Annotated in this window: 13 protein-coding genes; 7 read left to right on the top strand and 6 right to left on the bottom strand. The window is 70.7% G+C overall.

Annotation, left to right across the window (positions count from 1 at the left end):
- Positions 1–97 precede the first annotated feature (97 nt).
- Positions 98–520, top strand: a complete 423-nt coding sequence (locus tag ACFYPC_RS09180; protein ID WP_388672943.1) for a DUF1992 domain-containing protein — start codon at positions 98–100, stop codon at positions 518–520.
- 213 nt (positions 521–733) lie between these two features.
- Here the strand turns inward: ACFYPC_RS09180 and ACFYPC_RS09175 are convergent, their stop codons facing one another.
- Positions 734–1,315, bottom strand: coding sequence for a hypothetical protein (locus tag ACFYPC_RS09175; RefSeq protein WP_388672941.1), 582 nt, complete (start codon positions 1,313–1,315; stop codon positions 734–736).
- 167 nt (positions 1,316–1,482) lie between these two features.
- The gene (locus ACFYPC_RS09170) at positions 1,483–2,184 is read right to left on the bottom strand and encodes a hypothetical protein (protein WP_388672939.1); all 702 of its coding nucleotides are present in this window, start codon (positions 2,182–2,184) and stop codon (positions 1,483–1,485) included.
- 149 nt (positions 2,185–2,333) lie between these two features.
- On the opposite strand from ACFYPC_RS09170, the gene ACFYPC_RS09165 reads away from it, so the two are divergent.
- The gene (locus ACFYPC_RS09165; protein ID WP_388672937.1) at positions 2,334–2,864 is read left to right on the top strand and encodes a GNAT family N-acetyltransferase; all 531 of its coding nucleotides are present in this window, start codon (positions 2,334–2,336) and stop codon (positions 2,862–2,864) included.
- 3 nt (positions 2,865–2,867) lie between these two features.
- On the opposite strand, the gene ACFYPC_RS09160 is transcribed toward ACFYPC_RS09165, so the two are convergent.
- Together ACFYPC_RS09160 and ACFYPC_RS09155 are read right to left on the bottom strand one after the other, a co-directional pair.
- On the bottom strand, positions 2,868–5,069 hold the full coding sequence (locus tag ACFYPC_RS09160; RefSeq protein WP_388672935.1) for a DHA2 family efflux MFS transporter permease subunit: 2,202 nt from the start codon (positions 5,067–5,069) through the stop codon (positions 2,868–2,870).
- 371 nt (positions 5,070–5,440) lie between these two features.
- Complete coding sequence (locus ACFYPC_RS09155; protein WP_388672933.1) at positions 5,441–6,094, bottom strand: hypothetical protein; 654 nt, start codon at positions 6,092–6,094, stop codon at positions 5,441–5,443.
- A 43-nt stretch (positions 6,095–6,137) separates the two neighbouring features.
- On the opposite strand from ACFYPC_RS09155, the gene ACFYPC_RS09150 reads away from it, so the two are divergent.
- Entirely contained in the window at positions 6,138–6,386 is a 249-nt protein-coding gene (locus ACFYPC_RS09150) for a peptidoglycan-binding protein (protein ID WP_388672931.1), read from the top strand.
- 195 nt (positions 6,387–6,581) lie between these two features.
- On the opposite strand, the gene ACFYPC_RS09145 is transcribed toward ACFYPC_RS09150, so the two are convergent.
- Positions 6,582–7,253 (bottom strand): HAD-IA family hydrolase, encoded by a 672-nt coding sequence (locus ACFYPC_RS09145; protein WP_388672929.1) that lies wholly within the window; start codon positions 7,251–7,253, stop codon positions 6,582–6,584.
- A gap of 412 nt (positions 7,254–7,665) precedes the next feature.
- Complete coding sequence (locus ACFYPC_RS09140; protein ID WP_388672927.1) at positions 7,666–8,247, bottom strand: TMEM165/GDT1 family protein; 582 nt, start codon at positions 8,245–8,247, stop codon at positions 7,666–7,668.
- A 424-nt stretch (positions 8,248–8,671) separates the two neighbouring features.
- Between ACFYPC_RS09140 and ACFYPC_RS09135 the strand changes: the two genes are divergently transcribed.
- From ACFYPC_RS09135 to ACFYPC_RS09120, 4 genes are all read left to right on the top strand, one after another.
- Positions 8,672–9,316 carry an HNH endonuclease family protein gene (locus tag ACFYPC_RS09135; protein ID WP_388672925.1) on the top strand — a complete coding sequence of 215 codons (645 nt, stop codon included), beginning with the start codon at positions 8,672–8,674 and terminating at the stop codon, positions 9,314–9,316.
- A 93-nt stretch (positions 9,317–9,409) separates the two neighbouring features.
- Positions 9,410–11,053, top strand: a complete 1,644-nt coding sequence (locus ACFYPC_RS09130) for an alkaline phosphatase D family protein (RefSeq protein ID WP_388672923.1) — start codon at positions 9,410–9,412, stop codon at positions 11,051–11,053.
- 163 nt (positions 11,054–11,216) lie between these two features.
- Entirely contained in the window at positions 11,217–13,181 is a 1,965-nt protein-coding gene (locus ACFYPC_RS09125) for an FAD/NAD(P)-binding protein (RefSeq protein ID WP_388672921.1), read from the top strand.
- 98 nt (positions 13,182–13,279) lie between these two features.
- Positions 13,280–13,759, top strand: coding sequence for a DoxX family protein (locus ACFYPC_RS09120; protein ID WP_388673404.1), 480 nt, complete (start codon positions 13,280–13,282; stop codon positions 13,757–13,759).
- The last annotated feature ends 84 nt before the right edge of the window (positions 13,760–13,843 follow it).

The following is a 13,843-nucleotide window of genomic DNA, read 5'->3' as shown; positions in this document are numbered from 1 at the left end:
GGTCCAATTGTCCACCTACGGAGCGTGCTTGACGCGCCGCCGCCGAATGATAGTTGGCCCCGTCGCCCCTGCGTGCGGCCTCCTGCACAATGGACTCATGACCGAGCGCAAGCCACCCGGTGTCAGCTTCGAGACGTGGGTCGACAGGCAGATCCGTGAAGCGGAGGCGCGCGGGGAGTTCGCGGACCTCCCCGGTGCGGGCAAGCCGATGCCCGAGATCACGGACACCTCGTACGACGAAATGTGGTGGATCAAGCGGAAGATGGTCCGCGAGGGCCTGTCCGTGCTGCCTCCCACGCTGGCTCTGCGCAAGGAGGCGGAGGACGCGCTCGCGGCGGCTTCAGCGGCGCCTTCGGAGCGGGTCGTGCGCCGCGTCGTCGAGGACATCAACGCGAAAATCCGCGAGGTCATGTTCAAGCCGCCGCCCGGCCCTCCTCTCGGACTCAAGCCGTACGACGTCGAGGAGATCGTCCGGGAGTGGCGCGAGCGCCGGGAAGGTCCGGCCGCCGCCGCCCGGTGACGACTGAGGCCGCGCCCCGGGACATGGTCCGGGGCGCGGCCTCGCTGGTGCGGGTGTTCGGCTGTGCGTCGGGGCGTCGCTCGGGTCGCGTACGCCTGTTGTTCGCGTGGGGCAGGTGCGTCCCATGCATCGCGTACGTCGCGTACGTCGCGTGCGTCGCGTGCGTCGCGTACGCCTGTTTCCGCCGGCGTCCGCTGCGTGCGTGGCCGGGCGTCAGAAGCGGAGCAGGCGTTCCGTCACCTCGCGGTAGTCCCGCAGGGTGATCCGAAGCTGCTCGGTGTCGGCGCCGTTGCCGGTCTTCTCGTCTGCCTTCTTCTCGCCGGTCTTCTGCTGCCAGGACGTACGCAGCGTGCTGCGCCGCCGGGTGACGGCGTCCGAGAGCCGTGCGGCGAGTTCCTCCAGAACCTGGTCGGCCTCCGCCACGGAGTCCCGGGGCCCGTCGACGAACCCACCGACCGCGTGCCGCAGTCGCAGTTCGAACTTGTCGCACTCGTCCTGCGGGAGCAGCCGGATGTCCCGATCGTGATCCTGGTCCGGGAGCTGCCGGGTTTCGTGCGCCGTGGGCCGTGCGTGGGCGCCGCCCGTAGCCGTGGCGCCCCTGCTGTCGCGGGACGCGCTCTCGCCGGTCTCGCGGTCGAGGGCATCGGCGCCCTCGCGGGAGCCCGTGCCGGGGCCTGCCACCGGGCGGACCGGGTCCGTCCGGCGTGCGCTCGTGTCCTCACCCAGCGGGTACTTCTCGCCCGCCGGGACCTCCCGGGCCGGAACGTCCCGGGCCGGAGCCGTTTCGCCGGACACCGGGGGAACGCGGCCCTTCATCGGATCCGAACGAGTCGGATCCGGACGACTCGGGTCCGAACGTGCCGCCTCCGAACGTGCCGCGTCCGAACGAGTCGCGTCCGAGAGTGGCTCGTCGCGGCGGGTCGGGTCCGTGGTGCCGTCGTCTGGGATGTCCTTCACGTTTCTCAACTCCCCTTCGCCTGATGCTTGTTGAACGACCAGGGCAGGTGGAATCGCCCCTCGTGGGCGGAGCCCTCGGGGCGGGTGTCTATGGCCCGGCTCCGGCCGATGGACGAGTTCTCGTCCGTGTCCGTCCGGTGACGGCGGGTGTCCTTGCCGCTGGGGGTCACCAGTTCGTCGAAGAGGACGCGAGCCTCGATCATGGCCTCGCGCAGCTCTTCGGTACTGCCCTGACCGTCGGGGACACGGGCCTGCGCGGCGCGGTGCACCCGGCGGTACCCGTGGACGTGGGGACCGTGGTGGACGGAAAGTGCCGCGTACTGCTCGTCGTACTGGCCGCCGTCGGGGAACCCCCGGGCGCCGGCCACTTCGCCGAGCAGCTGGTCGACCTCGGCCACGGCTTCCCGCGGCGACTCGACGAAGCGTTCCTGGGCTGCCGCCCAGCGGGCCGCGTACTGCTCGCGGGCCGCGGGCTCGAGCGCCCGCTCCCGCAGCGAACCGTGTCGGCTCACGCGTTCCGCGAGGTCCTGCTCCGCGGCCTTCACGTCACCGTTGTGCCGGGCGACAGCCCGGTCGTATTCGGGCCCGAAGCGCCGCTGCAGGCTGCGCCCGCCCTGCGGCCTTCGAGCGAGCAGGGTCACGGCGGCCGCGACAACGAGAACGGCCGCCACGATCACGATCAGAGCGATGATCACGCCTGTGGACATGGGTGCCTTCCAAGGTATTCCCGGCCCAAGGCCGAGCCGGTTCCCCAACCGGGTTGCCCGCACAGCGCCTCTCAAACAGTGCGCGCCGCAGGGCCGCCCGCCGAAAATTCCTGGCCCGCCGGGCACGACACCCCGCGACAATGACCGCCATGACCGCGCCCCGTACGACGCCTTCCTGGACCGTCGCCCCCGAACCCTTCGACTCCCCGGCCGCCGCCGCGCTCTGGCGGGCGTACTACACGGAGGTCAGCGACCGCTGGTACCTGCTGCACGAAGGGCACCCGACGGATCCCGAGGAGCTGGAGCGGGAGGTCGCCGCCGACACCGGGGACTGTTTCGTGCCGCCGGGCGGGGTGCTGCTGGTCGCACGGTACGGCGGAGAGCCCGGCGGCACCGCGGGCGTGCGGATGCTCGACGCGGACACCGGTGAACTGAAGCGGGTCTTCGTGCGCGAGGACCTGCGCGGCAAGGGCGGCGCCCCCGTGCTCCTCACTGCGGCCGAGGAGGCGGCGCGCGGGCTCGGCGCCGAGCGGCTGATCCTCGACACCCGCGGTGACCTGGTGGAGGCGCGTGCGCTGTACGCACGGCACGGTTACGTGGAGACCGCGGCGCACAACGACGACGTCTACGCCGAGCACTGGTTCCAGAAGCGGTTGGGTGTGTCTGTGTCGGGCGAGTGAGGGTCAGGTGGTGCGGCGGGGCACCGTGCCGTTGTGGGGGCGTTCCGCGTCGGAGCCGCACAGCTCCGCGTTCAACTCCTTGACCAGGCCTGCAAGATCGGCCGGGCGTTCCGGGCCCCACCAGTCGCCGAGCAGCTCGGCCAGGGACTCCTCACGTGCCTGGGACAGCTTCCCGGCGGCCTCCCGGCCCTCGTCCGTCAGCACGAGGTCGAGTCCCTCGCGGACGGCGAGCCGGCGCTCCTCGATCTGCCGGGCCGCGGCCATCACGACATGCAGCGGTACGGCGCTGCCCTCGGCCAGTTGGGCGGGCTCGGCCCACCCGTACTTCCTGATCCGCAGCAGCAGCCAGCTCGCGGCCGGCAGCAGGTCGTACCCGGCCCGCGCGGTGATCTTCTCGTAGATCTCCCGCCGCCCCTCACGGGTGCCGAGCACGGACAGCGCCCGGCACACCTCGTCGTACGACGAACGGTGCACCGGGTTGCTCGCGAGCGTCTGGGTGGCGTCCGGCGCCGTGACCGACCCGCGCAGCTTGTCCTCGCGCAGGAACCAGGCCAGTACGAAGCCCACCAGGGCGACCGGGGCGGCGTAAAGGAAGACATCGGTGATGGAGGAGGCGTACGCGTGCACGACGGGGGGTCGCAGCGCGGACGGCAACTCGGCGATGCCCTGCGGGTCGGCCTTGAGCGAGTTCACGCTGATGCCCGTCGGAAGCTGCTGACCGCTCAGCGCGCTCGTCAGCTTCTCCCCGAGGCGGCTCGCGAAGATCGAGCCGAAGATGGCCACACCGAACGAGGCGCCGATCGAGCGGAAGAAGGTGGCCCCGGAGGTCGCGACGCCCAGCTCCTCGTACGCGACCGAGTTCTGCACGATCAGCACCAGCACCTGCATGACCAGACCGAGGCCCAGACCGAAGACGAAGAAGTACGCGCTCATCTCCCAGGTGCCGCTGAACTCGTCGAGCTGGTGGAGCAGCAGCAGACCCAGCGCCATGACCCCCGTACCGGCGATGGGGAACACCTTCCAGCGGCCGGTGCGGCTGACGATCTGCCCGGCGCCGGTGGAGGCGATGAGCAGGCCGAACACCATCGGCAGCATGTGCACGCCGGACATCGTCGGCGTCACACCCTGGACGACCTGGAGGAACGTCGGCAGATAGGTCATCGCGCCGAACATCCCGAAGCCCACGATGAAGCTGATGACAGCGGCGAGGACGAAAGTGCGGATGCGGAAGAGCTTGAGCGGGAGGACCGGTTCGGCCGCCCGGCGTTCCACGGAGACGAAGACCACGGCCAGTACGACACCCAGCACCGCGAGGCCGATGATCTGCGGCGAGCCCCAGCCCCAGGTGCTGCCGCCGAGCGAGGCCACCATGATCAGGCAGGTGGCGACCGCGGCGATGAGCAAGGTGCCGAGGTAGTCGATGACGTGCTTCTTGGTGCGGACCGGGATGTGCAGGACGGTCGCGATCACGGTGAGCGCGATGATGCCGATGGGCAGGTTGATGTAGAAGACCCAGCGCCAGCTCAGATGTTCGGTGAAGAGCCCGCCGAGCAGCGGGCCGAGCACGCTCGACATACCGAAGACCGCGCCGAACAGGCCCTGGTACTTGCCGCGTTCGCGCGGCGAGACGATGTCCCCGACGATCGCCATCGACAGCACGATGAGTCCGCCGCCGCCCAGGCCCTGCACTGCCCGGAAGGCGATCAGCTGCGGCATGTTCTGCGCGAGGCCGCACAGCGCGGAGCCGAGCAGGAAGATCACGATCGCCGTCTGGAACAGCTTCTTGCGGCCGTACTGGTCACCGAGCTTGCCCCACAGAGGGGTCGCCGCGGTCGACGCGAGCAGGTACGCGGTGACGACCCACGACAGGTGCTCCATGCCGCCCAGGTCGCTGACGATGGTCGGCAGCGCGGTCGACACGATCGTCTGGTCGAGGGAGGCGATCAGCATGCCGAGCAGCAGTGCGCCGATCGAGACGATGACGCTGCCGTGCGCGATCTCGCCGGCGTCGGTGTTGGCCGCGTCGCGCCGCCTGTCGGCACTCTCGTTCACGCCCCGCGGGGCGTGGCTCCCACCCTGTCCCAGCGGTGCGGGGTTTCCTCCCTGTCCCAGCGGTGCGTGGCTCTCCCCCTGTCCCAGCGGTGCGGAGTTGCCACCCTGCGGCCCGGACTTCCCGCCGTCCGTGCCGTGCCCGTCCTCGGTCATGCGGACCTCCCGCCGGCCCCCGCGTCTCCGTCATCCCCCATCCTGATCGGTGTGACCGATTATGGCCTGTTGAATCCCGTACGCCCCCTGCGGAAGGCGGGATTCCGGGGGCTCCGGGGAGATTGCGGGGGACTTGCGGATAATCTCTGGAGTTCCTCAGGGGGAGGAGAGTGCCTCAGGAGGAGGAGAGGGGAGGGGAACCCAGGCGTGACTGAACCGAACAAGCATGTATGCCCCGAGTGCACGGCACCCCGCACGCAGCAGGGCACCCCGACGTGCGGCTGCACCCAGCGGGCGTCGGACGCGCTGCGGGATGCGCGTACGGCAGAGGCCGCTGCGGCGGAGGACTTCGACCCGCTCCGGATTCGGCCCTACGTGGAGTTGGAGACGGAGGAGGCGGGCGACGGCACGGGTACGAGCGCGGGCGACGGCACCGGTACGAGCACGAGTAACGGCACGAGCGCGGGCACGGGCGACAGCACCGGTACGAGCACAAGTAACGGCACGAGCGCGGGCACGGGCGACAGCACCGGTACGAGCGCAGGTACCGGCACGAGCGCGGGCACGCGTACCGCCGGTTTGGTGCCGATGTACGCGCCGGTGCCTGTCGCCGCGACGAAGCTGCCCGAGGAGGCCTCGGCGGCGACGGTACGGCTGGCCGCCGTGCCGGGCGAGGTCGGGGTCCACGTCGGCGGACAGCCGGATGAGCAGCCCCGGCGTCGGCGGCGGTTGGTGTTCCTGGGCGTCAGCGGGGCCGCGGTCACGGCGGTGGCCGCTGCGGGGTTCGCGAGCGGGCTCTTCACGTACGAGTCTCCCTCGCGGGACGAGGCCGCGCCGGACCCGGTACGGGCAAGCGTGCCGGATGCCTCGCCCTCGTCCGCCTCCGCGTCGCCGTCCGCGAGCGAGTCGTCGGCGCCGGTGCCGGCCGCACCGGCCCCGTCGCCCAGCACGAGCCGGTCACCTTCCGCGCCACCGCGGTCGAGCCCCGCCGCAACCCCGTCCTCACCGGCCACCCCGACGCGCACGCCCACGACCGAGAATGCCGACGACGCGGTGGAGGCCAGCGGCGTGGCCCCGGGCGACGAAACCGACACCGAGAGCCTGCGCCGCGGCGACAGCGGCACCGAGGTCACCGAACTCCAGCTGCGCCTGACCCAGTTGGCCCTGTACATCGGCGAAGCCGACGGCGACTACGACAGTCAGGTCGAGGACGCCGTAACCCGCTACCAGTGGGCCCGGGGACTCACGGCCGACGAGCTGGGCGTGTACGGCCGAACGACCCGCACGAGTCTGGAGGCGGAGACGGCGGAGCCGTGACGAGGCCGCGCCACCCGATCCCCCGTCCACCCGATCCCCACCCACCCGGGGGCGGTCTTTCCAGCCCGTCCGGCGTTTGAGGACGAGGCCGTTCAGGCCGAAGCGGGGGTCTGGGGGCGGCAGCCCCCAGGAACAAGGGACGGGCAGGGGCGGAGGGGGCGAAAAAACTCACGCCCCGCCCCGGCGCAGCCCCGCTCACCCAAGGTGCAGCCGAATCCCCCCACCCCACATGGCCTCCACCCGCACCTGGGCCAGGTCATGGACCAGGGCGTCGGGACGGTGGACGCCCGCCCGAGGGCCGACCCCGACGACGCGCATCCCGGCGGCACGCCCCGCCGCGATCCCGGCCCCGGAGTCCTCGAAGACGACACAGTCCTCAGGCGCGACGCCGAGTTCGGCGGCGCCCTTCAGAAACCCCTCGGGATCCGGCTTGCTCGCGCCGACGGACTCGGCGGTGACCCGCACGTCGGGCAGCGCAAGCCCGGCGGCAGCCATCCGCGCGGTGGACAGCCCCACGTCCGCGGAGGTGACGAGCGCGTGCGACAGCCCCCCGTCGACCAGGGAGGCCAGAAACTCCGAAGCGCCGGGTATCGCGAAGACGCCGTCCATGTCGGCGGTCTCCTCCGCGAGCATCCGCGCGTTGTCCACGTGGTTCTGCTCCATCGGCCGCTCCGGCAGCAGCACCGCCATGGAGGCGTACCCCTGCCTGCCGTGGACGACCTTCATGACCTCGGCCCCGTCCAGCCCGTGCCGGTCGGCCCAGCGGAGCCAGCAGCGCTCGACGACGGCGTCCGAGTTGACGAGGGTGCCGTCCATGTCGAGCAGGAGGGCGCGGGCGGTCAGAACGGTGGGAGCCGTCATCGGCATGCTCCAGAGCGCAAGAGACGTGGAAACGGAACGTGGAACGGACCGTGCAAAACGGGGAAACGAACCGTGGAGAACCGAACGTGGAGAACGGATCGTGGAAACCCGGAAAACCCAGTAAAGGGGACCGGCTACGGCCCCCAGGAACAAGAGGAACAAGGTGACCCCGCCCGCCGGTCAGGGAGTACGGGCGGGAATCACTTTGTTTCTCAACCATACAAAATGGAGGACTCCGGCGCCACCGCCCCCGACCAGGCACTCAGTCGACCTGCCCGCATACGGCCACCTCCCTGACAGCAGCCCGACACCAGCAGAACGTCACAGGGACACCTGGGAAGCCGGAAGCCGCAAGCCGCAAGCCGCAAGCCGGAAGTCGCAAGCCGCAAGCCCGGCGCCAGAAGGCGGGCCGCCCGCCTCACCCCGTCACCGCCTCGAACAGGCTCCACACCCCCAGCCCCAGCATCAGCACCGCCGCGACCTTGGTCACCAGACTCAGCGGCACCCGCTTCATCAGGGCCTTGCCCCCGACGATGCCGAGCCCGGCGACCGCCCACAGCGCGAGGACCGCACCGAGGCCGACGGAGAGCGGGTCGTCGTAGCGGGCCGCGAGGTTCGCCGTCATGATCTGGGTGAGGTCACCGAACTCGGCGACCAGGATGAGCATGAAACCCGCCCCGGAGACCTTCCAGAAGCCCTGGTTCTCGGGCTTGCGGATCTCCCCCTCGTCCTCGTCCTTTTTCAGCAGGAGCACCGCGGCACCCCCCAGGAAGAGCACGCCCGTGAGCGCGTGCAGGATCTGCTGCGGCAGCAGGGTCAGGACACTGCCCGCCGCCACGGCGAGCGCGACATGGAGGGCGAAGGCGGCGGCGACACCGGCGAAGACGTACGAGGCGCGGTAACGCGTGCCGAGGACGAGTCCGGCGAGGGCCGTCTTGTCGGGGAGTTCGGCAAGGAAGACGACGCCGAAGACGAGCGCCATCACGCTGAAGCTGATCAAAATTCCTCAATCGGTCGGGCTGCCCCACCGAGAGTGCTGTGCTGCACTGCGACACCTCGGCATGGCAGCACACAAGGAGCCCGGGCCGAAAGGCACAGGCGGTGCACTGCTTGCCGAAGGTCTCGCTGGCCGGCCCCGTGTGACGAGGTCTGCCTCCGGGCGCCGGCTCAGACGAGCTGAGCAGTATGTCGACGGTCCGGCGAAGAGCTACTCCCCTTCTGCGTCATCCATCGTACGGGATGGCCGCGCGGGCTCCGTAGGGCCCTTGGTCCCGCCGCAGGCGTAGGAGTTCTGGTGCGTCAGAAGTGTTGATGTGTCATGCGCACGTCATTAGCTTCTCACCTGGCACACACCTCGTGGAAACACGCCGCCGCAAGCATGTGCTCGCTCGCCCCCAACGTCCCCCGACTCCCATGGAGTTCGCATGCCCAAGGTCTACGCGCGTCGACGACTGAGCATACTCGCAGCCGTCACCGGTCTGATAGCCATGGTCGGGATTTTCAACGGCCCGACCGCCTCCGCCGCGCTGCCCACCCCGGTCAGTGCCGCCACCGCCCGCACCTACCTGGCCTCCCTCACCGTCGCCACCGAGGACCGCACCGGCTACGACCGCGACCTGTTCAACCACTGGATCACCATCTCCGGCACCTGCAACACCCGCGAGACCGTCCTCAAGCGGGACGGCTCGGGCGTCGTCACCGACTCCGCGTGTGCGTCCACCAGCGGCAGCTGGTACTCCGTCTACGACGGCGCCACCTGGACCGCCGCCGCCGACCTCGACATCGACCACCTCGTGCCGCTGGCCGAGGCCTGGGACTCCGGCGCCGACAGCTGGACCAGCACCCAGCGCCAGAACTTCGCCAACGACCTGACCCGCCCGCAGCTCATCGCGGTCACGGACAACGTGAACCAGGCCAAGGGCGACCAGGACCCGGCCACCTGGATGCCGTCGCGCACCGCCTACGCCTGCACGTACGTCCGCGCCTGGGTCCAGGTGAAGTACTACTACGACCTCTCGGTCGACACCGCGGAGAAGACCAAGCTGACCTCGGTCCTCAGCGGCTGCTGATCCGGCGCGATTGTCATCAACTCGGTTCCCGGAACCTCCCCGCCGACCCCCTTCGTTCCGTACCGTACGGGGCGACGGAGGAGGCTGATCAACTTGGCGGAACTGCGCCTGGGACCCCTGCTGAGGTACGTCGACGGCTCGTCCGCGACCTTCTGGGTCGAGACGAGCCGTCCGTGCACCGCCGAGGTGCGCTGCGCCGACGGGAGCAGCGGCGAGGCCCGGACCTTCCAGATCGCCGGACACCACTACGCGTTGGTGCCGGTGAGCGGACTGACCCCGGGCACGAGGACCGCGTACGAGGTGCGGCTGGACGACGTACCCGTCTGGCCACTGCCCGACTCCGCCTTCCCGCCCTCGGTCGTCAGAACCCCCGACGGGGAGGCCGTCCGGGTCACCTTCGGCTCCTGCCGCTGGGCCGCGCCGCCCGAGCACGAGCACGACCCGGTGGGCCCGGACGCGCTGGACACCCTGGCGGATCGCATCGCCGGCGCACCGGACGGCGAGCGTCCGGACGTTCTGCTGCTGCTGGGCGACCAGGTGTACGCGGACGAGCTCTCCAAGGCCACGCTCGCCTGGATCGCCGCCCGCCGCGGCCTCGACGACCCGCCGGGCCACCAGATCGCGGACTACGAGGAGTACACCCGCCTCTACTACGAGTCCTGGCTCGACCCCGAGATCCGCTGGCTGCTGTCCACCGTGCCCAGCTGCATGATCTTCGACGACCACGACGTCATAGACGACTGGAACACCAGCGCCGCCTGGGTCGCCGACATGCGCGAAACACCGTGGTGGCGTGAGCGGATCCTGAGCGGCCTGACCTCGTACTGGGTATACCAGCACCTCGGCAACCTCTCCCCGCACGAACTGTCCGAGGACCCCGTGTACGCCGCCGTCCGCGAGAGCCCCGACGGCACCGACGTCCTGCGCGCCTTCGCCGCACAGGCCGACGCCGACCCGGCCTCCGTCCGCTGGAGCTACCGCCGCGACTTCGGCCGGGTCCGCGTCGTCATGCTCGACACCCGCGCGGCCCGCGTCCTGGACGAACAGAACCGCCGGATGATCGACCCCGGCGAGGCGCAGTGGCTGCGCGAACAGGCACTGGAAGACCCCGGCTCGTACGACCATCTCCTCATCGGCACCTCTCTGCCCTGGCTGCTTCCGCCGCTCGTACACGACGCGGAGTCCTGGAACGCGGCGCTGTGCGTGGGTGAACGGGGCGATCGGTGGGCGCGGTTCGGGGAGAAGGTGCGCAGGGCGGCCGATCTGGAGCACTGGGCGGCGTTCCCGTCGTCGTTCACGGCGCTCACCGAGTTCATCGCGCAGGTGGGGTCGGGGGACGACGCCCCGGCCACCGTATGTGTGCTGTCCGGGGACGTGCACCATGCGTACGTCGCCGAGCCGTCCTGGGTCGACGGCGCGCAACCCGACGCCCGGGTCTTGCAGTTGACCTGTTCCCCCGTGCACAACTCCGTCCCCTTCTACATCAAGTTCGGCTTCCGTTTCGGCTGGAGCCGGCTGGGGCGCAGGATCGGACACCGGCTCCGCCGGCACGGCCGCTGCCCGCACCCGCCCGTCGACTGGGGCAGGAGCGGCGGACCCTGGTTCGGCAACCAGCTGATGACCCTGACCCTGCGCGGGCGTTCCGCCACCCTGCGCCTGGACCAGGCACGGGAGGTACGCGGCGGGGACGACGTCCGCCTGGAGACGGTGGACGAGTCGGTGCTCACACCCCGATAAGCGCCTTGTGTACGGTTGTTGTGCTCGTTGTCCCTGATGCTCGTGAGGCATCCCACATGCGGCGCCGAGGGTCTGCCCCGGGTCTCGGCTCCCGCACCGTACGACGGCATGATGAGGCGGACCGTCCGCTTCCGGTGGACGGTCCGCCGCCTTGCACCCCCACATGCCGGGAGTCACCTCTTTGTCCGCACCACCCGCCGCGCCCACCGGAACCCGCCATGTCTCCGTCGCCCTCGTCGGTGCCGGGCCGCGTGGCACCAGCGTCCTGGAGCGCCTCTGCGCCTCCGCGCCGGAACTCCTCGCACCCGGTGTACGGCTGACGGTTCACATCGTCGATCCCGCCCCACCGGGACCCGGCCGCGTCTGGCGCACCACGCAGTCGCCGCACCTGCTCATGAACACCGTGGCCTCGCAGGTGACCCTCTTCACCGACGAGAGCGTGGACTGCTCGGGGCCGATACGCCCGGGCCCGAGCCTGCACGCATGGGCGGACGGCGGGCTCGGCCCCGACGACTATCCGACCCGCGCCCAGTACGGCCACTATCTGGAGTGGGTCTTCGGCGAGGTGGTGCGGGAGGCGCCGCCCGAGGTACGGGTCGAGGTGCACACCGCCCGTGCGACCCGGCTCGACGACGCGCGCGACGGCCGTCAGACACTCACCCTCTCCACCGGCCGCACGCTGTCGGGACTCGCCGCCGTGATCCTCACCCAGGGCCATCTTCCGGTCCTCGCCGACCCCGCGGAGCAGCACCTCACCGCGTACGCCGAACGGCACGGCCTGCGCCGTGTCCCGCCCGCCAATCCGGCCGACGTCGACCTCTCCTCACTGGCCCCCGGCGAGCCGGTCCTGCTGCGCGGCCTCGGCCTCAACTTCTTCGACCACATGGCCCTGTTGAGCACGGGCCGCGGCGGCCGCTTCACCCGCACCCACCAGGGCCACCTGCGTTACCTCCCCTCGGGCGACGAGCCCCGTCTGTACGCCGGCTCCCGGCGCGGCATCCCGCACCAGGCCCGCGGCGACAACGCGAAGGGCCCGTACGGCCGGCATCTGCCCGTCGTCCTCACCGACGACGTGATCGCCTCCTTCCGCAAACGCGCGGACAACGGTGACGCACCGGACTTTCTGCGCGAGATATGGCCGTTGGTGGCGAAGGAGGTGGAAACGGTCTATTACGAGGGGCTGTTGGGGGGTCCTGGGGCCGGGGAGTTCAGGGACCGCTTCCGCTCCGCCCCGCACCGCAGCACCCAAGAGGGTCTGATTCTGGCCGAGTTCGGCATTCCAGCCGACAACCACTGGTCCTGGGACCGCATTTCGCGCCCCTATGCCGGACAGGTCTTCACCGGTCCCTGCGCCTGGCGGAACTGGCTGCTCGGACATCTCCGCACGGACGCCGAGGAGGCGGCGCTCGGCAATGTCGAGGGCCCGCTCAAGGCCGCCCTGGACGTGCTGCGCGACCTGCGCAACGAACTGCGCCGGATAGTGGACCACGGAGGGCTCTCGGGCGCTTCACGCCGGGAACACCTGGACCGTTGGTATACGCCGCTCAACGCGTTCCTCTCCATCGGGCCGCCGCGCCGGCGCGTCGAGGAGATGGCGGCACTGATCGAGGCGGGTGCGCTGACCGTTCTCGGGCCCCGGCTCGGGGTGCGGGCCGAGGGCGGGGCCTGGGTCGCGCACTCCCCCGACGTGCCGGGTTCGGCCGTACGCACGACGACGCTCATCGAGGCGCGGCTGCCGGAAGCGGACGTGCGGCGGACCGCCGACGAGTTGCTCGGGCGGCTGATGAAGACGGGGCGGTGCCGTCCGCACACCGTCGACGGTTACGAAACCGGAGGCTTGGACGTAACACCGCGCCCTTACCGTCTGATCGATCGTCAGGGCCGGTCGCACCCACGGCGGTTCGCGTTCGGCGTGCCCACGGAAGGGGTGCACTGGGTAACCGCGGCCGGGGCCAGGCCGGGCGTGGATTCGGTCATGCTCGCCGACGCCGACGCGGTGGCGCGGGAGGCACTACGAGTCGCACTGCGTGCGGCGACGACCGACACGGAAACGCGAACGGAAGCGAAGGCGGAAGCAGAGGCGGAAGCAGATCCGTGGCCGAATGTTGAACTTGCAAGCATAGATTAGGTACACCTACCGTAAAGGGCTCACTCGGTTCCGTCCCCACGACCGGTCCGTCCCACCGGACCGGCTCCGACCGAAGGAGACACCCCATGAGACCCGGCCTGTCCGGACGCCTCAACAGCGCCCAGCCCTATGCCATCGCCCTGTTCCGCATCGTCGTCGGCCTCCTCTTCGCCTGCCACGGCGCCGCCTCACTCTTCGGAGTCCTCGGTGGCGCGAGGGGCGGCGGCACCATCGACGCCGGCACCTGGCCCGGCTGGTACGCGGCCGTCATCCAGTTCGTCGGCGGCGTCCTGGTACTGCTCGGCCTCGGCACCCGCGCCGCCGCGTTCATCGCCTCGGGCTCGATGGCGTACGCGTACTTCGACGTGCACCAGTCGGGTGCCCTGTGGCCGATCCAGAACGGCGGCGAGGCCGCGGCGATGTTCAGCTGGGCCTTCTTGCTGCTGGTCTTCACCGGCTCCGGCGCTTTCGGCCTCGACCGCTTCCTCGCCTCCCGCACGTCCGCGTCCACGGGCTCGGAGTCGGCGGAGTCGGCGGAGTCGGCGGACAAGCAGACCTCGGAGCCCGTCACGGCCTGACGGCTCGCGCGACGGCGCCCGTCCCCTCGTACGCGAGGAAGGGCGCCGGCGTCCGCCCACGCGTACGAGCCGGACGTCGTACCC

This window comes from Streptomyces sp. NPDC005808 (genome assembly GCF_042871385.1).
In the GTDB taxonomy this organism is placed as follows: Bacteria; Actinomycetota; Actinomycetes; order Streptomycetales; family Streptomycetaceae; genus Streptomyces.
This window is presented reverse-complemented; position numbering and strand designations above follow the sequence as displayed.

Coding starts and splice junctions, on each gene's coding strand:
- ACFYPC_RS09180 (WP_388672943.1), top strand. CDS start 98: ATGACCGAGCGCAAGCCACCCGGTGTCAGCTTCGAGACGTGGGTCGAC.
- ACFYPC_RS09170 (WP_388672939.1), bottom strand. CDS start 2,184: ATGTCCACAGGCGTGATCATCGCTCTGATCGTGATCGTGGCGGCCGTT.
- ACFYPC_RS09165 (WP_388672937.1), top strand. CDS start 2,334: ATGACCGCGCCCCGTACGACGCCTTCCTGGACCGTCGCCCCCGAACCC.
- ACFYPC_RS09160 (WP_388672935.1), bottom strand. CDS start 5,069: ATGACCGAGGACGGGCACGGCACGGACGGCGGGAAGTCCGGGCCGCAG.
- ACFYPC_RS09145 (WP_388672929.1), bottom strand. CDS start 7,253: ATGCCGATGACGGCTCCCACCGTTCTGACCGCCCGCGCCCTCCTGCTC.
- ACFYPC_RS09135 (WP_388672925.1), top strand. CDS start 8,672: ATGCCCAAGGTCTACGCGCGTCGACGACTGAGCATACTCGCAGCCGTC.
- ACFYPC_RS09125 (WP_388672921.1), top strand. CDS start 11,217: ATGCCGGGAGTCACCTCTTTGTCCGCACCACCCGCCGCGCCCACCGGA.